The organism is Streptomyces sp. NBC_01352 (assembly GCF_036237295.1).
Classification (GTDB): domain Bacteria; phylum Actinomycetota; class Actinomycetes; order Streptomycetales; family Streptomycetaceae; genus Streptomyces; species Streptomyces plumbiresistens.
On the sequence record NZ_CP108354.1, the window covers coordinates 824,366 to 849,147 of the forward strand.

The 24,782-nt window shown below is 70.2% G+C and carries 17 protein-coding genes and 1 pseudogene; 6 read left to right on the top strand and 12 right to left on the bottom strand.

Annotation, left to right across the window (positions count from 1 at the left end):
• The first annotated feature begins 62 nt into the window (after window positions 1-62).
• The 3 genes and pseudogenes from OG252_RS04080 (at window position 63) to OG252_RS04090 (ending at window position 5,139) form a co-directional block, all read left to right on the top strand.
• Complete coding sequence (locus tag OG252_RS04080) at window positions 63-2,255, top strand: ATP-binding SpoIIE family protein phosphatase (RefSeq protein WP_329333747.1); 2,193 nt, start codon at window positions 63-65, stop codon at window positions 2,253-2,255.
• A gap of 709 nt (window positions 2,256-2,964) precedes the next feature.
• Window positions 2,965-4,223: pseudogene (locus OG252_RS04085) on the top strand (pectate lyase family protein); the annotation flags it as partial.
• Between the two features lie 130 nt (window positions 4,224-4,353).
• A complete protein-coding gene (locus OG252_RS04090; RefSeq protein ID WP_329345440.1) occupies window positions 4,354-5,139 on the top strand; it encodes a GNAT family N-acetyltransferase in 786 nt (261 codons plus the stop codon).
• A 209-nt stretch (window positions 5,140-5,348) separates the two neighbouring features.
• Here the strand turns inward: OG252_RS04090 and OG252_RS04095 are convergent, their stop codons facing one another.
• Window positions 5,349-5,837 (bottom strand): hypothetical protein, encoded by a 489-nt coding sequence (locus tag OG252_RS04095; protein WP_329333749.1) that lies wholly within the window; start codon window positions 5,835-5,837, stop codon window positions 5,349-5,351.
• A 218-nt stretch (window positions 5,838-6,055) separates the two neighbouring features.
• On the opposite strand from OG252_RS04095, the gene OG252_RS04100 reads away from it, so the two are divergent.
• Complete coding sequence (locus OG252_RS04100; protein ID WP_266451849.1) at window positions 6,056-6,619, top strand: cysteine hydrolase family protein; 564 nt, start codon at window positions 6,056-6,058, stop codon at window positions 6,617-6,619.
• 139 nt (window positions 6,620-6,758) lie between these two features.
• On the opposite strand, the gene OG252_RS04105 is transcribed toward OG252_RS04100, so the two are convergent.
• From OG252_RS04105 to OG252_RS04125, 5 genes are all read right to left on the bottom strand, one after another.
• Window positions 6,759-7,634, bottom strand: coding sequence for a PhzF family phenazine biosynthesis protein (locus OG252_RS04105; RefSeq protein ID WP_329333751.1), 876 nt, complete (start codon window positions 7,632-7,634; stop codon window positions 6,759-6,761).
• A 60-nt stretch (window positions 7,635-7,694) separates the two neighbouring features.
• Window positions 7,695-8,438 carry an SOS response-associated peptidase gene (locus OG252_RS04110; protein ID WP_329333753.1) on the bottom strand — a complete coding sequence of 248 codons (744 nt, stop codon included), beginning with the start codon at window positions 8,436-8,438 and terminating at the stop codon, window positions 7,695-7,697.
• Window positions 8,439-8,668: 230 nt separating this feature from the next.
• Entirely contained in the window at window positions 8,669-9,787 is a 1,119-nt protein-coding gene (locus OG252_RS04115; RefSeq protein ID WP_329333755.1) for a M20/M25/M40 family metallo-hydrolase, read from the bottom strand.
• Window positions 9,784-10,899 carry an o-succinylbenzoate synthase gene (menC, locus tag OG252_RS04120; protein ID WP_443068382.1) on the bottom strand — a complete coding sequence of 372 codons (1,116 nt, stop codon included), beginning with the start codon at window positions 10,897-10,899 and terminating at the stop codon, window positions 9,784-9,786. The genes OG252_RS04115 and menC overlap by 4 nt, the downstream gene beginning before the upstream one ends.
• A 61-nt stretch (window positions 10,900-10,960) precedes the next feature.
• Complete coding sequence (locus tag OG252_RS04125) at window positions 10,961-11,737, bottom strand: GNAT family N-acetyltransferase (RefSeq protein WP_329333757.1); 777 nt, start codon at window positions 11,735-11,737, stop codon at window positions 10,961-10,963.
• A 101-nt stretch (window positions 11,738-11,838) separates the two neighbouring features.
• Between OG252_RS04125 and OG252_RS04130 the strand changes: the two genes are divergently transcribed.
• The gene (locus OG252_RS04130; RefSeq protein ID WP_329333759.1) at window positions 11,839-13,536 is read left to right on the top strand and encodes a PucR family transcriptional regulator; all 1,698 of its coding nucleotides are present in this window, start codon (window positions 11,839-11,841) and stop codon (window positions 13,534-13,536) included.
• Here OG252_RS04130 and OG252_RS04135 read toward each other — a convergent pair.
• Genes OG252_RS04135 through OG252_RS04150 form a run of 4 tightly spaced genes read right to left on the bottom strand, consistent with a single transcriptional unit; the run spans window position 13,494 to window position 18,238 of the window.
• The gene (locus OG252_RS04135; protein WP_329333761.1) at window positions 13,494-14,882 is read right to left on the bottom strand and encodes an acyl-CoA reductase; all 1,389 of its coding nucleotides are present in this window, start codon (window positions 14,880-14,882) and stop codon (window positions 13,494-13,496) included. The genes OG252_RS04130 and OG252_RS04135 overlap by 43 nt on opposite strands.
• Complete coding sequence (locus OG252_RS04140; protein WP_329333763.1) at window positions 14,879-16,222, bottom strand: hypothetical protein; 1,344 nt, start codon at window positions 16,220-16,222, stop codon at window positions 14,879-14,881. Before OG252_RS04140 ends, OG252_RS04135 begins: the two co-directional genes overlap by 4 nt.
• Window positions 16,223-16,232: 10 nt before the next feature.
• Entirely contained in the window at window positions 16,233-16,982 is a 750-nt protein-coding gene (locus tag OG252_RS04145) for an ABC transporter ATP-binding protein (RefSeq protein WP_329333765.1), read from the bottom strand.
• Between the two features lie 11 nt (window positions 16,983-16,993).
• Window positions 16,994-18,238, bottom strand: coding sequence for an ABC transporter substrate-binding protein (locus OG252_RS04150; protein ID WP_266451840.1), 1,245 nt, complete (start codon window positions 18,236-18,238; stop codon window positions 16,994-16,996).
• 129 nt (window positions 18,239-18,367) lie between these two features.
• On the opposite strand from OG252_RS04150, the gene OG252_RS04155 reads away from it, so the two are divergent.
• Window positions 18,368-21,151 (top strand): branched-chain amino acid ABC transporter permease/ATP-binding protein, encoded by a 2,784-nt coding sequence (locus OG252_RS04155; protein WP_329333768.1) that lies wholly within the window; start codon window positions 18,368-18,370, stop codon window positions 21,149-21,151.
• Window positions 21,152-21,166: 15 nt separating this feature from the next.
• On the opposite strand, the gene OG252_RS04160 is transcribed toward OG252_RS04155, so the two are convergent.
• The gene (locus tag OG252_RS04160; protein ID WP_329333770.1) at window positions 21,167-23,167 is read right to left on the bottom strand and encodes a primary-amine oxidase; all 2,001 of its coding nucleotides are present in this window, start codon (window positions 23,165-23,167) and stop codon (window positions 21,167-21,169) included.
• Window positions 23,164-24,741 (bottom strand): APC family permease, encoded by a 1,578-nt coding sequence (locus tag OG252_RS04165; protein ID WP_329333772.1) that lies wholly within the window; start codon window positions 24,739-24,741, stop codon window positions 23,164-23,166. Before OG252_RS04165 ends, OG252_RS04160 begins: the two co-directional genes overlap by 4 nt.
• Window positions 24,742-24,782: the final 41 nt, after the last annotated feature.

Below are 24,782 nucleotides of genomic sequence, written 5' to 3' on the forward strand. Positions count from 1 at the left end.
TGAGCGCGTCCACCGGAATCCGCGGCACAGCCCGTCGGCCAGGGCGGCGGTACCTTTTGGTTATGGGAACCGACGCCCATGTCTTCCTCAGCGATCTCGCTCGGGGCCTCGCACCCCGAGCTGATCAATTGGGCGACGTGGTGCTGGAACACCTGCTCAGCGAGCTTCCCGAGGTGTGGAAGTACGAGGACGTCGCCGCCGTGGCGCCGGTGGCGTTGTCCGAACACATCGCCACCGTTCTGGATTTCCTCGAGCGCGGCCTTGATATGACCGAGGTCACGACGCCACCCGCCGCCATCGAGTTCGCCTGCCGACTCGCTGAGCACGGGGTGCCGATCAGCCAGCTCCTTCGCGTCTATCGGCTCGTCCACGCGGGTCTGCTTGATCAGCTCTACGCAGAGACAGCCCGTGTCGCCGGGTCCCAACAGCTGGCCAACGAGGCGACGGTCATCCTGAGCGCGATGGGCTTCGAGTACGCCGATCGCACGGCGGAACAGGCTGTAGCGGCCTACCAGAGGGAACGCGACCGCTGGCTGCAACGACGGCTGACCGTGATCAACGAGGCCGGGACACGGATCGGGACCACCCTGGACACCACCCGCACCGCGCAGGAACTGGCGGACGTCGGTGCCGACCACCTCGCCGACCTCGTCACCGTCGACCTCCTTTGCTCCGCCCTCCAAGAGGAGGGGACGTACCCCGTGGCCGATCCTGCGACGCTCCGCCGCATCGCCCACGCTGTCTCGGACAGCTGCCCTGACCCGGCAGTCGCCACAGGGCAGACGCACACCTACCCGGAAGGCTCGGAGCCGGCTCGCGTACTGGCCACCGGACAACCGTTCCGGCTCCGCATCACCGCCGACGACATCCCCCCATGGCTGGCGATGTCGGCGGACCACGAGCTCGCCCTGCGGGCCATGGGCCTGCGCTCCATACTCCTGGTCCCGCTGTGGGCCCGCGGAAGCCCGCTGGGACTCGCACAGTTCGTCCGCCGTCAATCGGCGGAGCCCTTCGATGACGACGAGCTGCTGCTGGCCCAGGAGATCGCGTCCAGAGCGGCGATGAACATCGACAACGCCCGTCGCTACACCCAGGAGCGTTCCACCGCTCTCACCCTCCAACGCAGCCTGCTGCAGCACCACGTGCCGGAGGAGTCCTCCGTCGAGACGGCGTCGCGCTACCTGCCCAGCGGATCGCGAGCGGGGGTGGGTGGCGACTGGTTCGACGTGATACCGCTCTCCGGAGCCCGCGTCGCTCTCGTCGTGGGCGACGTGATCGGTCACGGCCTGCATGCCGCGGCCACCATGGGCCGACTACGGACGGCCGTCCGCACCCTGGCGGACATCGACCTGACACCCGACGAACTGCTGACCCACCTCGACGACGTGGTCATCCGCCTGCAGCGCGAGGAGGAACGGGATACGGACGAGATCAGCGCGGCCTGCCTGTACGCGGTCTACGACCCTGTCTCCCGCACTTGCTCCCTGGCCAGCGCCGGACACCTTCCGCCGGCCGTGGTGACTCCCCCGACCGCTGACGACGATGCCCCCGGATCCGGCACGGTCGAACTCCCGGAACTGCCGATCGGCCCACCCCTGGGCCTGGGTGGGCTCCCCTTCGAAACCGCCCAGTTCCAACTGGCACCGGGCAGTCGGCTGGTGCTGTTCACCGACGGCCTCGTCCAGAGCCGCTCTCGTGACCTCGAGACCGCCCTCGCACTGCTGCGCGGCGTTCTCGCCCGAGCGCCGGCGTCCCTCGAGGAGACCTGCGACGAACTGCTCTCCACACTGCTGCCCAGCCGCCCCGCTGACGACGTCGCCCTCCTCGTGGCACAAACCTCAGCTCTTGACGCCGATCACGTCGCCACATGGGACCTCCCCAGCGACCCGACCGTCGTCTCCGAGGCCCGCGTCCACGCATCCGATCAGCTGATCGCCTGGGGTCTGGAAGAACTGGCCTTCACCACCGAGCTCGTGGTCAGCGAACTGGTGACGAACGCCATCCGCTACGGCAAGAGCCCCATCCAACTGCGGATGATTCTTCAATCCGCCCTGACGTGCGAAGTGTCAGACGCCAGCAGCACCTCCCCGCACCTGCGCCGCGCCCGGGTCTTCGACGAGGGCGGCCGCGGCCTGCTCCTCGTCGCCCAGCTCACCGAACACTGGGGCACGCGGCACAACCGCGAGGGCAAGGTCATCTGGGCGGAGCAGCTGATTCCCGTCTCTCCTGCCGAAGTGTCGTCCGCTCTGGCGTGAGGTTCTGCGCGAGATGGATACGGGGGATGCCGACGGTCCTGCGCTTTCGGAAGGGCTGCCTGTAGTCACGTACATCATCTGAGTTCACGTATGGAAACGTGGAGAGCAGTCGAGGCCGATGCCGCCTGGAGAGCTTGATTATGGCGAAAACGGCCCGACACAGAAGACAAGCGTTCACGAGAGCAACGCACCCGCCGGACGCCGGAGCGTCAAGACCATGATCGTGAGGCCGTAGCACTCACCGCCACGCGACCAAGCACACGATTCCCCTTCTCCATGGTCCAGCCTTCCCAGACCCTTGCCACGCCGCCGAGTGACCCCTATCGTCGCGGAACGGAAAGCGCTTTCTCGGAGCTGGGGACCGCCCCGAGAAAGCCGACTGTCGCGGTGGACGCCGCGACTTGTGCACGAGCCGCCAGCGATCCGGCACGGGGCTGTCCTGCGACATCGACGTGCCGTCGAACGAAGGGTGCACGTCATGACGAGCAGGCATTCGGCCGTCCCTCACGCTCTCTGCGGTGACGGCTTGTTGTGACTTGGGGCAAGCCACGCCCGCGTACCGCAGCCCGGTGATCGAGAAGGAGCACCCCCGAACCAAGCGAGGAGCAACGGGGTGCCGACTCGACTCGAATTGACGGTCCACCGACAATCCTTCGCCCGTGTGCGGCAGCAACTTGAGGCCAGGTCAACGAAGAATCAGGAGATATCCATGCAAAGCAGAGCCGCCCTACGACTCTCCGCCGCATCAGCGGCGATGGCCCTCGCGGCCGGCGTCGGCGTCGTGCTGTCGATGCCGGAGGCATCCGCTGCGACCGGTTCCGCAACCGGTTACGCGACCCAGAACGGTGGTACCACCGGTGGAACCGGCGGCAAGACGGTGCGGGCCACCACGGGAACCGCGATCCACGCGGCGCTGTGCGGCCGAGCCAGCAGCAGCACGCCGATCATCATCGAGGTCGAGGGGACCATCAACCACGCCAACACCGCCAAGGTGTCGGGCGCGAGCTGCAACACCGCTGCCGGGGTCCTCGAGCTGAAGCAGATCAGCAACGTCACGATCGTCGGCGTGGGCAGCGGAGCCGTTTTCGACCAGCTGGGCATTCACATCCGTGAGGCCAGCAACATCATCATCCAGAACGTGACGGTCAAGAACGTGAAGAAGTCGGGATCGCCTACTTCCAACGGCGGTGACGCCATCGGCATGGAGAGGGGGGTCCGTAACGTCTGGGTCGATCACACGACCCTGGAGGCGTCGGGCGGGGAGTCGGAAGGGTACGACGGCCTCTTCGACATGAAGGACAACACCCAGTACGTGACGCTGTCGTACAGCATCCTGCGCAACTCCGGCCGCGGCGGTCTGGTCGGCTCCAGCGAGAGCGACCTCTCGAACGGGTACATCTCCTACCACCACAACCTCTACCAGAACATCGACTCCCGAGCGCCCCTGCTGCGCGGCGGAACGGCCCACATCTACAACAACCACTACGTGAACCTCAACGAGTCCGGCATCAACTCACGTGCCGGGGCGCGCGCCAAGGTGGACAACAACTACTTCGAGGACTCCAAGGACGTCCTGGGCACCTTCTACACGGACGCGGCCGGCTACTGGCAGGTCAGCGGAAACGTCTTCGACAACGTGACCTGGTCGAGCCCCGGCACCGAGAACCACCCCGCCGGACCCAACCCGCAGTCCAACACCACGGTCAGCATTCCTTACGGCTACACGCTCGACCCCGCCGCGTGCCTGCCGAGCGTCGTGAGCCGCACGGCCGGAGCCGGCAAGGGTCTCCAGGTGTCGAACGGCAACTGCACCGTGTAGGCACCTAGGTCGATCCCGACCACCCCGTCCAGGTCCGCTGCACCCGTCCCACCCCCAGCCCGACCTCCGGTCCGACCCAGCCCAGCGGTATCAACCTGAGCCGGGCCGGACCGGACGGCTCCCAGGGGGTGGGGGAAGCCGCGGTCGGGGTCGCGTCCCTGTTCGAGGTCGGGTCGGCCAGGGCTCCGCGGGACATGGCCGTCCGGTCTGCCATCGGCTCCGCCGCCACGACGATGCGCTTCGCGTGTTGTGCTGCTGACCGCCGCGACCGCCGCAGACGTGCAGCTCATGCAGGGTCTGGCGCAGCGTGTCACCGCCACCCGCCCGGACCTGGTGAACAGCGACGCGACGTTCGGCGAGCTGGCCTGGGACTGGGGCAAGGGACACGCCGGCGACGGCGCGAGCGGGCCGCGTCGGCTGTGGTTCTCCGGTGGGGAGCTGGTGGCGTGCAGCTGCGCCCATCTTCCGCACCAGGTCAGGCGGAGCGACGGGGCGGTGAAGGACGTCACCGGCGCCTATCTCGCGTATCAGGTCCATCCCGACCGCGCCGGGCTGGTTGACGAGGTGATCGACTGGTACGACGGTACGGCGGCGGGCACCGAGCGTACGGTGATGCCGAGCGCCGCCGATGAGTTCGCCCTGAAGCGATGGGCGGCGCACGGCTACGAGACCGACCCTGCCTCGCTCGGCGACGCCGGGTCCTGGACCCAGCTCAACGAGCGGGACCTCACCGACGTCGAACAGCCGGTACTGCCAGACGGATTCCGGTTCCGTACCGCCGACGAGGCCGGGCCGAAGGCCGCGGTCCAGGCCCATCTGGACGCCTGGGCTCCCTCGACGTACTCGGCGGAGGCCTACCAGGGCGTCCGGCAGACGGCGACGTATCGCGGCGACCTGCACATCGTGGTGGAGGCGCCGGACGGAACGATGGCATCCTCGACGATCATGTGGCTCGACGAAGCGAACAGGACTGCTGAGTTCGGGACGACCGGCGTCTGGGGCTGGCGCGGGCGATGCTGCTGCACGGGATGCATCTGGCGCGGGCGGCCGGGGCCAGTCATATGACGGTCGCCTGCCTGGGTGCGCCGGGGCATCCCCAGGCGCGCGGCCTCTACTACAGCGTCGGATTCCGGGAGCTCACGCGGGACAGGCCGCTCATCAAAACCAAGACCGCAGGCTGAGGACTGGTCTGTCGCACAGGGATGGGGCAAACCCGCGCTGTCGAACTCCCCATCCCATTGAGTGGCAGTCGGACGAGGTGTGCTGAGCCGACGTCACCACGTCAGGGTCAGCGAACCTCCGACCGGAAGCGTGTGCCAGCGGTCGGCGTACTCGTCGAACCGGGACACGATCCGGTCGACCACCGAAGGGATCTCCCCCGCCGTCGCATACGCCGGCAGCTCCCGCGCGTGGCCGTGCCGCACCTCCCATACGGGTACGGCGATGCCCGCCAGCTCCTCCGACCTGGCCGTGTCGGCCTTCGCCTGAGGGGACGACTGCACTCGCTTCGACTTGCGACGCCGGGCGGCCTTGGCGCGCTCCGCGGGGTCGGCCGGCCAGAACAGGCCGTTGTCACCGGCGGCCAGCCGCCCGTAGACCCCGAGCTTGATGCCCGCCTCCGCCTCGACGAGGAAGTGCACCAAGTCGTGGGGAAGATACGGATGCCCACCGGGCCCGTTGCGCGGGGCGAGCGCGGCACCGGTCTCGCGGTGCACGGCGATGTCGTAACTCGTACCGGGCCCCTTGGTGAAAACAACGCGCATGCTCTGCACGCTAGGTGGCGTGCCTGTCGTACGCACCTGGTTTTCCGGTGCATACGACGGGCAGGCCACCCGTGTCGCGGCCGTTGCGGCGCCGGGTGCGGTGCAGCGAGGACGCGTCCGCCGCAGCGCATGTTCGCCAACTGCCGCCACACAGCTCAGAAGGGGCACGGAGGTGAGGCGAACGCGCGAGGACACCGACGGAGAGGGGAACGGCGAGCATGGCGAACAGCGCACTTCTCGTGATGGACGTCCAACGGGACATCGTGGCCATCGCCGACGACGGTTCCGGATATCTGCCGCGCTTGCGCAGGGCGATCGACGGTGCCCGGGCTGCCGGCATCCCCGTGATCTACGTGGTGATCGGGTTACGGCCTGGTGATCCAGAAGTCAGCCCTCGCAACAAGGTGATCACAAACGCCGTGCGGGCCGGCCTGTTCACCGAGGGTGCCCCCGGCACCGAGATCCATGACGACGTCGCGCCCCAGCAGGGCGAGGTCGTGGTCACCAAGAGGCGGGGAAGCGCGTTCTCGGGCAGCGACCTCGACCTGATACTCAGAGCTCGCGACATCGACAGCCTTGTCCTCACCGGCATCGCCACCAGCGCTGTAGTGCTGTCCACCCTGTGGCACGCCATCGACCTGGACTTCGGCCTCACCGTCCTGGCGGATGCCTGCCTCGACACCGACCCCGAGGTGCACGCGATGCTCATCGAAAAGCTCTTCCCGCAGTGGGCAGATGTCCTCGCCGTCGAGGACTGGCTCAAAGCCATCGCACCGCAATAGCGGACGCCTCGTTCGAGGCGCTCGCGATGCTGCTCTTCTCATGCCGCTGATCAAGCTGGTTGATGCGAGGCCCTCCCTACTCCACTCCGTCGGAGAGGGCGGAGCCCAAGGCCGCGACGTGGCCGTCACGGCCGGCGCCTCAGCCGATGCGGGTTCCTGCGCCGCCGACACGGACGCGCGGGTCACCCGCGCGGAGCGTCACCGTGAGTTCGCCGGGGCGGCCCAGGTCCTCGCCCTGGTGCAGGGTGAGGACGGCGTCCTCGGGGACCAGGCCGAACTCACGGGCGTACGCACCGAACGCGGCGGCCGCGGCCCCGGTCGCCGGGTCCTCGACGACGCCGCCGACGGGGAACGGGTCACGCACATGGAAGACGGTGGCCGACTCCCGCCACACCAACTGGACCGTGGTCAGGTCCAGTTGATGCATCAGGGCTTCGAGGCGTGCGAAGTCGTACGCGAGGTCTGCGAGGCGAGCACGTGTCGCCGCCGCGAGAACGAGATGGCGGGCGCCGGCGAACGCGATACGGGGCGGGAAGGCCGGGTCGAGATCGGTGGCCGGCCAGCCGAGTGCGGCGAGCGCCTCCGCGAGGTCGGCGTCGGCGATCTCCTCGATGTGCGGCTCCACACTGGTGAGCGTGGCCCTGACGGCCCCGCCTTCCTCGGTCACCTCCACCGGCACGGTGCCGGCCCGCGTCGCGAACACCAGCTGCCCCGGGCCCATCCGCTCGGCGAGCGCGACGGCGGTCGCGACGGTGGCGTGCCCGCAGAACGGCACCTCGGCCTTGGGGCTGAAGTAACGGATGCTGTACGCCCGCCCCTCCTGGCCGCCGAGACCTTCCGGAGGCGCGGTCAGGAACGCGGACTCCGAGTATCCGAGCTCGGCGGCGATGGCCAGCATGTCGCTGTCGTCCAGGGCGGTGGCGTCCAGAACGACGCCGGCGGGGTTTCCGCCGTCGGGGGCACTGGAGAAGGCGGTGTAGCGCAGTACCTCGGGTCGCGGCGCGTTCGTCGTCATGCTCGCGGCAACGCGGGGCGGGCCTGCGGCTATTCCTGGACACGGCGGACCGCCGCACACCTACACGGCGATCTCCTCCAGGAGGTGAGGGCCGTTGTTGCGGACGTTGTTGACGGAGGGGGAGACCGGCCGGGCGTCCAGGTGGCCGTCGGCGGGCTGGGTGAGCAGGGCGCGCAGGTCGTCCGGGTCCTGGTGGTGGGGGTCGAGCCACGCGTCGTAGTGGTCCGGATGGAGGGCGAGCGGCATGCGGGGATGGACTCGGCCGGCCGCGTCGGTGGCCTCGGTGGTGAGGATGGTGCAGGTCACCAGCCAGGCGGCAGGGTCGTCGTCCCGCTGGATCTCCGGGTTGCGCCAGTACTCGTAGAGGCCGGCGAGCGCCATGACCTGCTCGTCCTCCGGATGGATGAAGTACGGCTGTTTGCGGGCCTTGCCGGTGGCGGGGTCCTTGGCCTGCTCCCATTCGTAGAAGCCGTCGGCCGGCAGCAGGCAGCGGTGGCGGGCGAATGCGCGGCGGAAGGCGGGTTTCTCGTGCACGGTCTCGACCCGCGCGTTGATCATCCGCGCGCCGATCTTCAGGTCTTTCGCCCAGGACGGCACCAGGCCCCAGCGCAGCGGCCGCAGCTCACGCTCCGCCGCTTCGGCCTCGTCCTTCTCGCGTGGGACGCGCTCGAGGACAGCCCACACGTTGTCGGTCGGAGCGACGTTCCAGTTCGGTGCCAGTGCCTCCTCGGCACGCCAGTCGGTGACCCGGAAGAGCTGGACCAGGTCCTCGGGGCTGCGAGTGGAGGCGTAGCGACCGCACATACAGACCACTGTGCCACCGCCTCCTCAGCCCGCAAGCATGCTGGTGCATGTCGCGCGCACGAAGCCGTCACGCGACGGCCGAGAGAGATGGGCGGCCCCGGACCAGGGCGCAGTGTGCGGGGCCGCCGGGCCCTGCCGTCCTGTCTCGGCGCAAGGCACTACGACCGTAAAGCCGAAGGCCACGCTGCGCCTCGCTCGGTGTGTCGGCCGGGGGACCGTACGGCAGCCCGTTACGCAGCTGCCGCCTGTGGCAGCAGGCGGGCGACGAGGCCGGCGACGAGGGCCGCCCGGCGGGGCATGTCGGCGATGACGGCGTACTCGCCTTCGGCGTGCGCGTGTGCGCCCACCGCGCCGAGCCCGTCGAGGGTGGGGATGCCGATCCCGGCGGTGAAGTTGCCGTCGGACGCGCCTCCGACACGGACCGCGCGGATGTCTCCGAGGCCGAGGTCCCTGGCGGTGAGGCGCGCGAGGTCCAGCAGGTGCCGGGCCTGGTCCGCCTCCATCGGCGGGCGGTTGGGGCCGCCGTCGACGGTGACCAGGGCGCCGGTCAGCACCGGGGACAGCGTGGCCATCCGGGTGTGCAGGGCGTCCTGCTCGGCGCGGGTGGTGGCGCGGGCGTCGACGTGGAAGTGGGCCTCGGCGGGGACGGTGTTGGTCGTGGTGCCGGCGGCGGCGAGGGTGGGAGTGACGGTGAGCCCGCCGGAGCCGAACGAGGCGACGGTGCGCGCCTGTTCGGCCAGCTCCAGGAACGCGTTCACGCCCTTCTCGGGTTCCAGGCCGGCGTGCGCGGCCCGCCCCGAGACCCGGACCACATACTGGCTGACGCCCTTGCGGCCGGTCTTGAGCGCTCCGTCCGCGCTGGCTTCCAGCACCAGAACCGCCCCGGCACGGGCGGCGGCCTTCTCGATCAGCGGTCGGGAGACGGGTGAGCCGATCTCCTCGTCGGTGGTCAGCAGCATGCCGCAGCCCGCGGGGGAGCCGAGCGCCGCCATCGCGTACAGGCCCTGCACGACCCCGGCCTTCATGTCGAAGACACCGGGGCAGCTGAGGGTGGTCCGGGTGCGCAACGGCTTCGGCCAGCGGGCCAGAGTGCCGACCGGCCACACCGTGTCGAGGTGGCCGAGCAGCAGCACGCCACCCGGCGCCGGCGACCAGTACAGCGCCGGCCGGTCCTGCTCGGTGATCCACTCGGGCGCGCGGCCGAGCAGGCGGGTGCCCAGCTCGGCGGTGTGCTCCGCGGCCTCGGCCAGTCGGCCGACATCCTCGGACGGCGACTCCACCAGGCACAGGTCGAGGGTCGCCCGGGCCATCTCCTCGGTGCGCGCGGTCAGTTCGTCGAGAAGCGTCACGGCTTGAAAACCTCTGTGGAGACGGTGAGTTCCGCCAGCACCTCGGGGATCGGGGCGACGCCGATGCCGGGCCCGGTCGGGATTTCGATGCGGCCGTCCTCGGTCATCGTGATCGGCTCGGTCAGGTCCTGCTTGAAGTAGCGGTCGGACGCCGAGATGTCCGAGGGCAGGGTGAAGTTGGGCAGGCCGCCCAAGGCGAGGTTGGCCGCCCGGCCGATGCCGGTCTCCAGCATGCCGCCGGCCCAGACGGGGATGCCGGCTGCCGCGCAGACGTCATGCACGCGCCGCGCTTCGAGGTAGCCGCCGACCCGGCCGGGCTTGATGTTGACGATCGTGCAGGCGCCGGTGCGGATCGCCTCGTACGCGGCCTGGGCGGAGACGACCGACTCGTCGAGACAGATCGGGGTGTGCACGACGCGGGCGAGCTCGGCGTGGCCGGCGATGTCCTCTTCGTCGAGCGGCTGCTCGATCAGGAGGAGCCCGAACGCGTCGAGGCGCGCGAGGTGGCGGGCGTCGGAGCGGGTGTAGGCGGAGTTGGCGTCCACCTGGAGGAGCACGTCGTCGCCGAATCGCTCCCGCACCGCGGCGACCGGCTCGATGTCCCAGCCCGGCTCTATCTTCAGCTTGATCCGCCGGTATCCGGCGTCCAGATAACCCGCCACCGCGTCGAGCAGCTCCGGTACAGCGTCGTAGATGCTCACCGACACGCCGGAGTCGACATGCGTCGCCGTCGCCCCCAGGTGGCGGCTCAGCGGAACTCCGGCGGCCTTCAACTGGGCGTCCAGCACGGCCGTCTCCACCGCCGCCTTGGCCATCCGGTGCCCGCGTACCGGCTCCAGCAGCGGGGCCACCAGATCGGCGTTGAGCCGGTCGGCGGCGAACAGGCGGGGCAGCAGATGGTCCGTGACGATCCGATGCGCACCGTCGGTGAACTCGCTCGAGTACAGCGGGTCGGCGATCGCGACGCACTCGGCCCAGCCCTCGGCCCGGTCGGTGATCACCCGTACCAGCAGGACATCGCGCTCGGTCTGGGTGCTGAACGAGGTGCGAAACGGGGACGCCAGCGGGATGGCGACCCGCCGCAGTTCGACAGCTTCGATGTTCAGGTTCATTGGTCCCTCGGATTCATCGAGTTCATGGGGTTCATGGGGTTCATCGGGTTCATCGGGATCTTCAGGTCAAGGGAGGCGTGAGGACGTAGGTGCCGTTCCGGTCGGCTCCCGTCCATCGATATCCGGACCGCAGCAGCGGCCCCATCGCCTCGCGCAGTGCGAGGCGCCACTCCAGGACCAGGGAGACGTCATCAGGCAGCGGCGCCGGAACGCGCAGCCGCACCTCCTCGCCGGGCCGGGGGCCCACGGCGCGGTGCACCGGTCCGCCCGCCTCGCCGACATCCAGCAGAGGGCTGTCGCTGTCGGGACGGGCCGGAGCGGGCGAGCGGCGGGGCTCGGCTGCCGCCAGATCCCAGTGCACCAGGACCCGGTCCGTCGGTATCCCGCGGTTGAAGGCATCGTTCATCTGCCCGTAGAAGTCCGCGTGGTACGAGACGCCCGTGGCACCGAGTCCGGCCAGGTTGAAGGAGGCGTTGGCGGTCCGCAGCGGATCGAAGGTCCAGGCCATTCGCTTGATGCCGCGCTCCAGGGACCAGTCGCGCTGACCGAGCTTGATCGCCCGGCCCACACCCGTGCTCCGCCACTCCTTACCGACGCCGACCACATGCGAGTGCAGCAGGGTCCCGTCCGGGTCGGAGCCGAGGAAGCCCACTGCCACACCGGCGAGCCGCCCGTCGACGAGGCCGCCCAGCACCTGTGCCCCGGCCTGGCTGAGTGCCCGCATGAAGGGAAACGGCACCGGCGGTATCTCCGCCTGCCATACCTCGGTGATCAGATCGGTCGCCGCCAGCAGTTCCTCGACGCCGGTCAGCTCCCGTACCTCCGTGTTCACGACCATGAGCCGTAGCCTGCCGGACCATGCCGCCACAGTTTTTGTGCTGGACATCAATCCTCAGGCCATCGAGTGGTTGTCCACGACAATCCGGCTAGGGTGTCGCCATGGAGCAAGCCCCCACCCTGCACCGCCTCGTCCAGGACATCGGCGACCCCCTGCTGCGGCTCGCGGTCGACCCGGGCGGTGCGGACCAGCCCCTCGCCGGGGTGGCCATTCATGACCCGGCCGACCCCGATGAAATGGAGGCGGGGTGCTTGGTGCTGTGCGTGGGCGTGGCCCTGGGGGCGGAGCTGCTCGCCCTCGGCAGCGCCGCCCAGCGCGCCGGCGCGCGTGGGCTCGCGGTGAAGGGACCGGTCCCCGCCGAGGCCGCCGACTGCCCGGTGCCGGTCGTCGAGGTCAACCCGGACGCCTCCTGGATGCACGTCGCGACGACCCTGCGGCAGCGCCTGCTGGACCACTCGCGGGCGCAGTGGGAGCCCGCGGGTGCCACCAGCGACCTGTTCGCACTGGCCAACACCATCAGCGCGATGATCCAGGCCCCGGTCACCATCGAGGACGCGGTCTCGGCGGTGCTGGCCTGGTCGGCAGGACAGGACGACACGGACGAATCGAGGGTGGAGACGATCCTCGGCCGCGCGGTGCATCCGAGCCGACTGCACAAGCTCGCTGAGCAGGGCGCCTTCGACCGGCTGCACTCCTCCAAGGCGCCGGTGTACATCGAGTCGTACGAACCGGGCCTTCTACCCCGGGTGGCGATTGCCGTACGCGCCGACTCCGAAGTCCTCGGCTACGTCTGGGCGGTCGTCACCGCCCCGCTGCCCGAGGAACACACCCGGTGGCTCGAACTGTTCGCCCCGGTCGTCGCCCTGCACCTGGCCAACACCCGCTCCGACCGCTCCGCCTGGGCCCGGCAGCGGCGCCACGAACTGGCCGCGGCAGTGCTCGGCGGGGGCCCGGACGGGGAGATCGCGGCCCGTGAGTTGCAACTGCACACCGGGGCGCTGTGCCTGATCGCCGTGGGCCTGTGCCCGCCGGGCGCCCCCTCGGACGGTGCCTCGGACACCGCCCCCACAGAGGCCGCCGTCGCGGCCGCCGGTCTTCGCCGGCTCGAGGAGGCCCTGACGCTCTACCTCTCCGCAGTGCGCCCATCGGCGGTGACCGTGCGCGGTGACCGTGCGGTGTACGTACTGGGTGCCTGGCCCCAGCAGTCAAGGGACGAGGTTCTGGCCGCGGCCCGCTCGTTGGCCGCGGACTTCGTCGCCCGGTCGCCGGGCGGGCCCGGCGGTGACTATCTGGCCGCGGTCGCCGGGCCCGCCGTCGAGCCCGGCCGGGTGCCCGCCGTCCGGGCCCAGGCCGACGCCGTGCTGCGCGCCCTGCGCGGTGCCGGGGACTCGGCGCCCGCCGTGGCCACCCTCGACGAGACGGCGCTCCACGTGCTGCTCGATCGCCTCGGCGACGTCGCCCAGTCGCTCGGCCTGCCGCCGACCACGGGCCCCCTTCGCAGCCTCGTGGAGCACGACGGACCCGACGGCGTCCTCACCGAGACCCTCGCCGCCTACCTGGCTGCGGGAAGCCTGGCCGAGGACGCCGCGGCACACCTGCGGGTGCATGTGAACACCTTGCGGTACCGGCTGCGCCGGATCAGGGAGGTATCGGGACTGGACTTCCATGACGCCGATCAGATGCTGCTGGCCCAACTGCAGTTGCGGCTGTGGCTACGCGAGACGACGGGGCCTTTTCACACAGCCGACAAAACCCGTCACTCGTCGTTCACCCACCGCACGAGCCGCTGCAGCGGGTAGAAGCCGTCGTGGGAGAGGCCCGGCGGCATGCCGCCCGCTCCACCGAGGGAGACCACGCGCTGGACGCCGGCGCAGGCGAGGGCGTCGCGCAGTTCCGCCTTGCGGGCGTCGGGGTAGACGCCGACCGTCTGGGTCGCGACCCCGGCGTGTGCGACCGCCTCGGAGAGCGCGCCGACAGGGACGACGTCGACGATCTTTCCGTCGGGGTGGAAGTCCACCGGTTCGGGAGAGCGGATGACCAGGCCGCGGCCCTCGTATCCGCCCCATACCCGGTACTCGGGCGCCAGGGACCGCAGGACGTCGATCTCCTCGCGCAGTTCCGCGGCGACCCGTGGGCCGCTTGCCGAGCTGAACTCCCGTGCCACTCCGAGGCGTTCGCACAGCAGGGCGGCGTAGCGGTCGGCGTCGTCCCAGGATCCCTCGACGAACTGGAAGCGGCTGGCCACGCAGGCCTGCTGGTTGAAGAAAGTGGCGTCGGCGGCGCCCGCGTCGGCTGCCTGGGCCAGCGTCCGCGGGGAGGCGAAAGCCTCTCGTCCGATCAGGGAGATGGACGTCTTGGGGTCGAAGGACACGAGCTCGAATCCCGGACCGACGTACCTCAGGGCCCCTCTGATCGTGGCCTCACCGCCCCAGGCGACCAGCTTGTCGAAGAACTGCGGGCGGAACAGCACGCTCTCCACCCGCTCGTCGCCGCCGCGCCAGTACACCGCGGAGAACGAGCGCACCACGGGGTGGCCGGGGGCCACCGCCGCCATGGTGCGCAGGATCGCGGTCGCGGTGAACAGGTCGTTGGAGGGCAGCTTCAGGAGGTTGACGCCCTTGGTGAGCGCGCCGCGGACGACGGACATCGCGGCGACGCCGGGTGCGTTGCCGGCGATGATGTGCACCAGGCGCGGCGGGAACGCGCGCGTGGCCGCGAGCCGGTCGCCGGGCAGCCGCACCTCGCGCCAGCCGTCGAGCACGTCCGCACCACCGAGTTCGAGGTCGACCTGGGCGTACAGGCCGGCGCGCTGGAAACTGCGCCACAGCACGGCGTAGGCGCGTTCGAGCACCTCCGCGGGCAGCGGGCTGACCCGGACCATCCGGTCCAGGGCCTCGGCGAGCAGGCCCTCACGGTCCGCCTTGAGGGCCTCTCCGGTCTCCACCAGCAGGTCGACGATCTCCGCCACGGGCACGTGGAAGGCGGGGCCGGGTTCGGTACGTGGCCATACGAGGCGGTCCAGGTCGAGTGCCGGTACGGAGAATCGGCCGACGTCCAGGTGTGGGCTTTCGTCGATCTCGCCGCGGACCATGTGGACGACGGCCACGGAGCCTGCCGCGGTGCCGTCGAGCGTCGTGCCGCTCATCCGTGGATCATCCCCCGCACGTAGGAGTCGAGTGTCGCGGCGCAGGTGATCTTGTCGTCGCCGCCGAGGTCCCCGTAGCGCTGGATGTCGGGCAGGACCACCGGTCCCGCTCTCCCGCAGTCGCACGGGGAGAAGTCCACGAAGACCCGGTCGCCGCTGATCAGCCCGCCCCAGCGGCCTTCCAGGGAGAGGTCCAGGAACGCGAACCGCCCCTCCACCACCCCCTGTGCCGGGTTGAGCAGCTTCTCGCCGGCCTCGTCGAGCACCAAGGCGATCACCCACGGCGGCACGTGGTAGTTGCCCTTCTCGCAGGAGGGGCAGGAGCCCTGAAGCTCCGTCATGCCGTAGCTGCGGACCCGCCGTACGCCGTCGTAGAAGGCGGCGAACTGCGCCTGGTAGTCGTCGGGCAGCGCACGCCCTTTGTTGCCGCCACCGCTGAGCACCAGCGTGTCCGGATGGAGGCTGCCGTCGGGTACGCCGCGGGCGCGCAGGGCCTGGATCAACGCGAACTGCTGGTTGTTCATCCCGGCGATCAGCAACGGCTCGTCGCGGTGCGCGGCGATGTCCTCGACGATCCGCTCGACCGCCGCGCCCAGCTCCTCCTCACGGGCCGCGGACCCGGCATCGAAGGAGCTGATCTCCTGCGGGGTCGCGGTGCCCTCCGCCATCCGGCGGCGCAGCAGCGCGCTGCTCATCAGCTCGGACACCCGCATGGGGTCCTCGGTGAGCAGATGGGTCTGCCCGGGGCGCGCGAAGACCTCCGCGTGCCACCGGAAGCCGTCGACGGAGCGCATCGGTCCGCTCGCCGGGGCCAGCAGGTAGCCGCGGCGGGTGGGATTCGGCGGGAGTGGATCGGGCCAGCAGGTGAGGTGCTCCAGGATGTCGTGCAGGAAACTCAGGTCACCGGCATCGCAGTTGAGGAAGGACACCTTCCCGGAGGTGCCGCTGGTGATGTAGGGGCGGTGGCCGGCGGCGGTGATGCGTTCGGTCCACTCGTCGATGTCGCGGACGCCGCCCATGTCGACGTCGCCCGGTTCGACCGCCGACACGGTCGTGTACCAGCGCAGGAGCCGGTCCCACCGGCCGGCGGTGATGAGGGAGACGGGGTACGACTTGTAGCTGGTGTGCGAGAACAGCAGCGGCACGAGGTCGTCGAGACCGGTGATCTCGTGTACGCCGGTCTCCTCGGCCCGGGTACGCAGCAGCGGGATGCGCTCGCGGTGAGCGGCGAAGGCCTCCCGTGCGGCTTCGAGCTGCAACTCCCTCAGGTCTTCGGCGGGTTGGTCGAAGGTGTCGCCGGAAGGGACGAGGGATCGGATCTGCTCGCGTGCGCCTGACACAGCGTTCACCTCAATCAGTTGCGTACGTCGTCTCTTCAGTTGTCTCTTGAGTTGTCTCCTGCGGTGTCTTCTCGGCGAGGTACGACGACTCGATCGCGTCCAGGTTTCCGCGCAGGTCCTTCGGGGTGCCGGTCATGGTGACGCGGCCGCGGTGCAGGACGTACACGCGGTCGGCGATGTCCAGCACCTTGCGCACGTGCTGTTCGACCAGCAGCGCGCCCAGGCCGCGGTCCGCCGCCTCGCGTACCGCGCGCAGGAGCCGGTCGACCACGAGCGGGGCGAGACCGAGGGAGAGTTCGTCCGCGAGGAGCAGCTTGGGAGCCCGGCACAGTGCACGGGCCAGCGACAGCATCTGCTGCTCGCCGCCCGACAGCATGCCCGCGCCGGTCTTGAGGCGTTTCTCGAGCTCGGGGAAGAGCTCCAGTGCGTGCTGTGTCGTCACCCGGCCGACCCGCAGGTTGTCCGCGGTGTCGAGCCGGGTGAAGACCGCCCGCTCGCCGACGTACGCCAGCCCCTGGCGGGCGCGGCGGTGCAGCGGTGCGTGGCCGGGCTCGCCCAGCCAGCGCACCTCGCCGCGCATCGGGGCCAGGCTGCCCGAGAGCGCCCGGAGGGTGGTGGTCTTGCCCGCGCCGTTGGGCCCGAGCAGGGCGACGACCTCGCCGGGGCGGACCTCGATGTCGAGGTCGCGCACGACGGGTTGGCTGCCGTATCCGGCGGACAGGGCGTGGGTCGCGATCAGGGGCACACCGGTGTCGAGCACGGGCTCTCTCCTCAGCCGGACGACGTGGCCGTCAGGACCTTGCGGACGTCGACGAAGGTCGCTCCGGGCTTGGCCCACTCGATCTTCCCGTCGCGGATGGTCAGTTCGGTGGCGGTGGTGTTGTGGATGCGGTCGAGGCCCTTGATCGACAGGGCTGTCGACGTCTTCCAGGTCAGCGGCGGGGTCAGGCCGCCGGTGTCGATGCCCGTCGTGGTGTCGAGCTCGTCCACCAGCGCCTTGGAGGAGATCGTCGGCAGGTTCTTGACCGCCTCGGTGAAGACCTTGAACGCCACCCAGGCCGTGCCGTTGGCGCCGTTACTGGTGTCGATCTCCTTGTTGCCCTTGGTGGCTTCGAGGAAGTCCTTCCAGGCGGCGTCGGAGGTCGGCGGGTAGTAGCCGGTGATCGCGGAGCCCTCCAGCGGACTGCCGCTGCCGCCGGTGCTCTCGGCCAGCTGCGGGGTGAGGTTGCCGACGACACTGCCGAGCTTCGTCTTCGCGCCGGACTGCACGTACGACGTCACGAACAGGTCGGAGTGCGTACCCAGGATGACGTCCACACAGTCGCTGTCCCGGGTCGCGGCGGCGACCTGCGGGGCGAGGTCGGTGGCCGTGACCGGCACCTTGAGGTCCTTGGGCGCCGACCCGCCGGCGGAGATCACACCGAGGGCGAGGAACTTCGCGACGGTCTCGGCGGCCGCGACGTCGTACCGTACGCCGGAGATCTTCTTGCAGCCCTGGTCCACCAGCTGCTTGCCGTGTGCCGCGAACACCACCGGGGTGCCGCCGTTGACCGGGAAGGACAGCGGGTTGGAGAACTCCGCCGCCGAGACGCCGGTCCCGCCGATGTACGGGATGCCGGCCTTCTGCAGGATGGGCATGTAGCGGTCACCGGCGAGGCTGTACGAGCCCACCACCGCGATCACCTTCTCGGCGACCGCCTGCTGGGCGCACTTCTCGGCCTCGTCGGGTTCGTTCTTCTCGTTGCAGGTCAGCACCTTCAGCGGGCCGCCCTTGATCCCGCCGTTGGCGTTGATCCACTTCTCGTACGCCTGGGCGGTGAGCCGGACTCCGGGCTGGGCGCTGCCCTGGGTGTCCTCGGGCGCCCAGACCATCACCTTGACCGGTGTGCCCTTCAGCGAGGTGGCCTCTGTCGTGGAGCTGCCGGCCTCCTCTCCCCCGCACCCTGCGGCGAGCAGGACTCCGGTCACCGCGAGACAGCTCGCTGTGGCGGTTCTGCGTCGGCGTGAGTCGTTCATGGTTCCTCCGCGGGGCTCGTCGTCGAGATGGCGAACAGCATGGGGTGCGTTTTGGAGTTAGTGAAGTACTCTCGGCACAATTATTTAAATGAATGTGCTTTCTAGCCCCTACCTCCAGGAGGTTCCCCGATGGACGACATCCTGCGGTTCGCGCTGCTCGGCCTGGGGTTGGGCGCCCTCTACGCGCTCACCGCGCACGGCATCGTGCTGGTCTACCGGGGCTCCGGTGTCCTGAACTTCGCGCACGGCGCGATCGGTATGGCCGGCGCCTACGTCCAGTGGGAACTCGCCACCCAGCACGGCGTGCCGTACTGGCCCGCCACCGCGTGCGGTGTCCTCGCCTCCGCGGTACTGGGCGTGCTCACCCACCTGCTGGTGCTCCGTCCGCTGCGCAGGGCGTCCTCGCTGGCCCGTCTGGTCGGCACCCTGGCGGTCTTCATCGTGCTCACCGCGCTCGCCGTCAAGCGCTACGGCGACAGCCTGCAGTTGGTGCCGGGCAAGCTGCCCAACGAGCTGCTGACGATCGCCGGAGTGACGGTCACCGAGGACCGCGTCTGGCTGCTCGGCATCGCGGTCGTCGTGACCGTGCTCCTCCATCTCCTCTACAAGCGCACGCTGTTCGGCCTGGGCACCACCGCGGTCGCGGAGAACGAGGGCGCCGCCGCCTCGCTCGGCTGGTCCCCGGACCTGATCGCCACCGGCAACTGGGCTCTGGGCTCGGCGCTCGCCGGGCTGACCGGCATCCTGATCGTGCCGGTCATCGGTCTGTCGGTGACCGGGCTGACCACCCTCCTGCTGAGCGCGCTGGCCGCGGCTCTGGTCGGCAGGTTCTCGTCGTTCCCCGTCACCCTGGCGGGTGGTCTGGTCATCGGGGTCGTGCAGTCCGAGCTGACCCGGTTCGGCTCCGACGTCACCGGGCTCGCCGCGTCGGTCCCCTTCCTGTTCATCGCCCTGGTGCTGGTCGCACGCGGCCGGGCGCTGCCGCTGCGCGGCACGTTCCTGGACCGGCTCCCCGCACTCGGCACCGGGAAGGTACGCCCCCTGCCGCTGGCTCTCGCCGTCGTGGCCGGGCTGTCGTTGGTGAGCCTGGCGACGCCACTGTGGGCCGACGCGATCACCACCACCCTGGTGCTGTCGCTGATCATCCTGTCGATCGTCGTGGTCACCGGTTACGCGGGACAGGTCTCCCTCGCGGCCTACGCCCTGGCCGGCACCGGCGCCTTCATCGCCGGACATGCGGCGGCCGACTGGGGATGGCCGTTCGAACTCGCGCTGCTGGCAGGGGTGTTGGGCACCGTGCCGATCGGTCTGCTCTTCGCGGTTCCGGCGGTCCGCACCCGCGGCGTCAACCTCGCGATCATCACGCTCGGCCTCGGCACCACCCTGGAGGCGATGGTCTTCCAGAACACCGATCTGTCGACGACCCCCGGCAGCGACGGCATCGCGGTGGGCAAGCAGACCCTCTTCGGAATCAGCATCTCCGGAGTCGACCATCCGCAGCGATACGCCGCCGTGGTGCTCGTGATGTTCGTCGCCGCCGCACTCGTGGTCGCCAACGTGCGGCGCAGCCGGACCGGCCGCCGGCTGATCGCCGTACGCGCCAACGAGCGGGCCGCCGCCGCCCTGGGCATCGACGTCCGCGCGGCCAAGCTCTACGCCTTCGGCCTGTCTTCGGCCATCGCCGCCCTCGCCGGAGTGCTCACCGGCTTCCGCTCGACCTCGGTCGTCCTGTCCGGCTTCGCCGGCTTCGACTCCATCACCGCGCTCGGTCTCGCGGTCATCGGCGGTGTCGGCTTCCTCGTCGGCCCGCTGTTCGCCGCGACCTTCGCCGCGGGCACGGTGGGTGCCCGGTTCGGGGACCTGGTGCTGCCCGGGCTGAGTGAGTGGATGCCGCTGATCGGCGGGATCATCCTGGTGCTGACACTGGTGGGCAACCAGGACGGCATCGGGAAGGGGCTCGGCAAGCAGCCCGCGGCCGTCGGGCGCAGGCTGTCGTCGAAACGGGTGCCGACCGTCCGGAAGGACGAGCCGACATCCGCCTCGGAGGTGACCCGCACCGCCCCGCTCCCCTCCGTGGAGGTGACCCGCACCGCCCCGCTCCCCTCCGTGGAGGTGACCCGCACCGCCCCGCTCCCCCTCCACGTGCGGGACCTGACCGTCCGCTACGGCGGTGTCGTCGCCGTCGACGGACTGTCGCTGGACGTCGAGCCGGGCCGGGTCGTCGGCCTCATCGGACCCAACGGCGCCGGCAAGACCTCCGCCATCGACGCGATCACCGGCTTCACCCGGGCCGCGTCGGGCAGTGTGCGCCTCGGCGACCGGGACGCGACCCGCCTGCCCGTCCACCGGCGGGCCGCCGGTGGGCTCAGCCGGTCCTTCCAGTCGCTGGAGCTGTTCGAGGACATGACCGTCCTGGACAACCTGTACGCGGCCTGCGACCGGCCCGGCCGGTGGGCCTACCTCACGGACCTGATCCGTCCCGGCAGCCGCCCGCTCCCCGCCCATGCGCTGGTCGCCGTACGGGAGTTCGGTCTCCAGGACAGTCTGGACCGGCCGGTGGGCGACCTGTCGTACGGAGAGCGGCGGCTGCTGGCCATCGCCCGTGCGGTGGCGGCCTCGCCGTCCGTGCTGCTCCTCGACGAACCGGCCGCGGGTCTGTCGGACGACGAGACCCGGGAACTGGCCCGTCTGGTACGGCGGCTCGCCGAGGACTGGGGCATGGGGGTGCTGCTCGTCGAACACGACGTCGACATGGTCATGAGCGTCTGCGACCAAGTGGTCGTGCTGGACTTCGGACACCGGATCTGCGCCGGCACCCCCGAGGAGGTCCGGCGCGATCCGGCGGTCCGGGCGGCCTACTTGGGCGAGGTGACGCCGGACGAAGTGGCGGACGAGGACACCGTGAGCGCCTGAGACGTGTGGGGCCCGTCAGCAGCAGGCCGCCGGGTCGTCGGTGTGGCAGTGCGCGCTCTCGCTCGGCGGCAGGTCGAGGGCCGGATTGCCGTCGAAGAAGCCGCTCGGCTTGAGCATGAAGCCGATGGTGCTGACCGGCATGACCGGCCAGTCCTCCGGGCGGACCACATGGTGGGCGCCGAAGGTGTACCAGACCACCACGTCGGTGTCCTCCAGCGGACGGTCGGCGGCGGCGTAGGCGGGCAATCCCTCGCCGCCCGGGTGCTGGTTGGGATAGTCACCGGCGGCGTAGCGCTCGGCGGGATCGTAGGCGGTCACCCACAGATGGCTCCCGGTGAATCCGGCACGGGGAGCGAACAGCGCCTCCGGCGGGTACATCGGTACGGTGTTGGCTCCCGGCATGAGTGTGTACGCCACTGGCTCGCCGAGCCCGGAGAGCTTCCCCGGGTTCTCGATCTTCCAGTACCGCGCCTTCGTCGGGTCGATCCGCCGCTGGGCCGCCGACTCCCGCGCCAGGACGTTCCGCCGTGCCTCCCAGGCGTTGTTGTGCGGATTCTCCGGCCCCGGCGGGCTGGCCACCGAGTCGATCTCGACCACGGTGTTCGCCGGGCCGTCGACGCTCATGTCGAGCCGGACACAGAAGAAATGCTGGTGGTGCGGCCCGTAGAGACCGAGCGCCACGAGCGTGCCGTGCCGGGGCTTCTCGCCGAGGGGCAGCGCACCGGTGGAGATGACACCGGTGAGCTTGACCTCGTACTCGATGGTGCCGTCGTTGTAGAGGTACCAGAAGTACCCGTACTCGTAGTTCCCGACCGTGGCGATCATGGAGATGACCAGGCGCCTTCGGCGCCGCACCTGTACGGCGCCGGTGCGGAAGTCGGTGTGCTTCCAGGCGATTCCGGCGTCCTCCTCGTGCATGCACACGGCGTTGGGGATGGTGACGGGGGCACCGTCCTGGTCGTTCACCACCCCGTCGAAGTAATGGATGTGCCCGACGCAGTCGCAGCCGAGGGTGAGCGAGTTGGCGAGCCAGCCGACACCGTACTCGCCCTGGTCGAAGACGTTCTTGAAGCGGTGTGTCGGCGCCGGGTCGCCGTAGGGGACGTACATCTCGGAAAGGGAGGCGCGGTAGAGCACGGGGCGCAGCGTGCCCCGGTCGTCGTAGCCGACCTGGTGCAGTACCAGGCCCTCGCGGGGTGTGAAGCCGATCCGCAGCCGCCACTTCTGCCAGCGCACCTCGTGTCCGTCGACGGTGAAGCTGGGGCCGGCGGGCTGGGTGATCTCGATGGGCTTCACATCGTCGCGGTACGCCGGGAAGGCGGGGACGTTGTCCGGGTCGAACTGGAACTCCGGCTCGTAGTTGCCGGGCCGGGGCGGGAACGGTACGACGCCGTGGTCCTCGACCTCGACGACCCTGCGCTCGTCCAGGTCGACGACCACCACCAGGCCCTCGACGGGGCGGGCGTAGCCGTGCTCCCCTGGCGCGGAGCGGACCCAGGTGAGCGGGCGGGCGATCCGGCGGGCCGCCGGGTCGTCCTGGGAGCCGGTCCAGCTCGCCGCCCAGGGGTCGACCATCGCCAGGGAGAAGTCCTCGACGCCGCGGCGGCGCATCGCCTCCTGCCACCGCGGATCGTCCCGCACGATGTCCTCGCAGGCGTTGAACTCCTCGTCCATGATCGGGGGTTGCACACCCTCGACGTGCCGCCAGGACACGACCTCGCGGGCGGTGAGTGACACCACCGCCTCGTAGGTGCGCCGCTCCCCGCGCTCGTACAGCAGGACGAACGCCTCGCGCGGCAGCAGGGGTTCGCCGGGCTGCCACGCGAGGACGTCCGGCTTGGGCGGCTCGTGCAGCGTCACGAAGACGAAGCGCGCGGCCTCGGAGAGTCCTCTGGCCGCGCGGAGGAGCGCGGCGGCCGCCGAGATCTCCGGGGCCGACAACGGCTGAAGGGGGTGCGCGGGGCTGCCGGGGTCGATGGCGCCGGCGAGACCTTCGGCGGCGGTGGTCGCGGTCATGAGACGGCCACCGCCGGCTCGCTCGCGGGGTCTTCCGCGTCAGGGTCTGCGAGCGTGAAGTGTCCGAGTTCCGCGTACTTCTCGGGGCTGCGTGAGCGCAGTACGACGGCGATGACGACACCGGCCAGGAACATGGCGAGCACGGTCCACGGCAGATAGGTGATGAACGGGACGTCGTCGGCGCCCGCCAGCACGGTCCGGTTGTCGATCAGCAGATAGCAGGCGCCGACCATCGCCGCTCCGCCGAGGAGGGGGGCGACGAGCGTGGTGAACCAGTGGAAGCCGTCGCGCGCGGTGGTGAGGAAGTAGCGGATGATCGCTGCCGAGGCCAGGGCCTGCACCGCCAGGATGCCCAGCACGCCGAGCAGCGGCGACCAGGTTCCGAGCTTCAGCAGTGCCCCTTCGGCGCTGGAGTCGTAGAGCACGAAGCCCAGCACGTACAGGCCCAGCGCGACGGTCACGGTCATGGACGCCACGATGGGGCTGTGCCGGCGCGAGGTGCGGGCCAGGACGGACGGGAGGATGCCTTCCCGGCCGAGCGAGAACAGATAGCGCGCGCCGGTGTTGTAGAAGGCCATGGCGCAGGCGAAGGAGCTGGTGATCGCGAGCACTTCCATGGCCGTGGTGAGCGGAGAGCCGACGTACCGGTCGGACAGCGGGTAGAAGGCCGAGGCGAACTTGCCCTCGAACTGGTCCTTCACCGCCTGCACCGACTCCGGCAGGCCCCATCCGGTGACGTACACGTAGGACACGAACATGTAGAACACTCCGAGGCCGATCACCGAGCCGTAGGTCGCGCGCGCCGCGATCTTGTGCGGGTCACGGGACTCCTCGGCGTAGTTCGGCGCCATCTCGAAGCCGACCCAGGACCAGAAGGCGGCGAAGAGGGCCACGCCGGCGGCCGCCGAGCCGAAGACCTTGGTCGCGTCGTCGTTGCCGAACAGCTCGCCCGGGTTGAGCGGGGCCGCGGAGAGGCCGTGGGCTCCGCCGTCGATCATGACGCCGACCCCCAGCACCAGCAGGACCAGCACCTCCGACACGAGCAGGACGCCGAGCACCTTGGCCGTCAGCTCGATGTGGAACCAGGCGAGCAGGCTCATCACCCCGAGCCCGCCGAACATGTAGACCGCCGCCGGGATGGACCACCCGGTCCACTCCTCCACGCTGGTGGCGGCGAAGTAGCCCATCACGCCGATGACGGCGGCGGAGAAGATGATGTAGCACAGGGCGATGAGCACTCCGGAGCCCACACCGGTGATCCGGCCGAGGCCGCGGCTGATGAACGTGTAGAAGCCGCCGGCGGACGTCACCCGGCGGCTCATCGCGATATAGCCGACGGAGAAGACCGTCAGGGCCACGGTGGCCAGCAGGAACGCGGCGGGCGCCGCGTAGCCGCCGCCCATCACGGCCACGGGGACGTTGAACAGCATCGCGGTCATCGGCGCCGCGCCGGTCACGATGCAGAACAGCACGGAGGGCAGGCCGAGGGCAGCGGAGTCCAGACGGCCGTGCTGGGGTTCGGAGTCGGCTGGTGGATCGACGAGCGGGCTGAGGGAGACGGGGACTTCGGTCACGGCGGCCTCGCGGGGGATCGGAAGCGGAACCATCACACCTG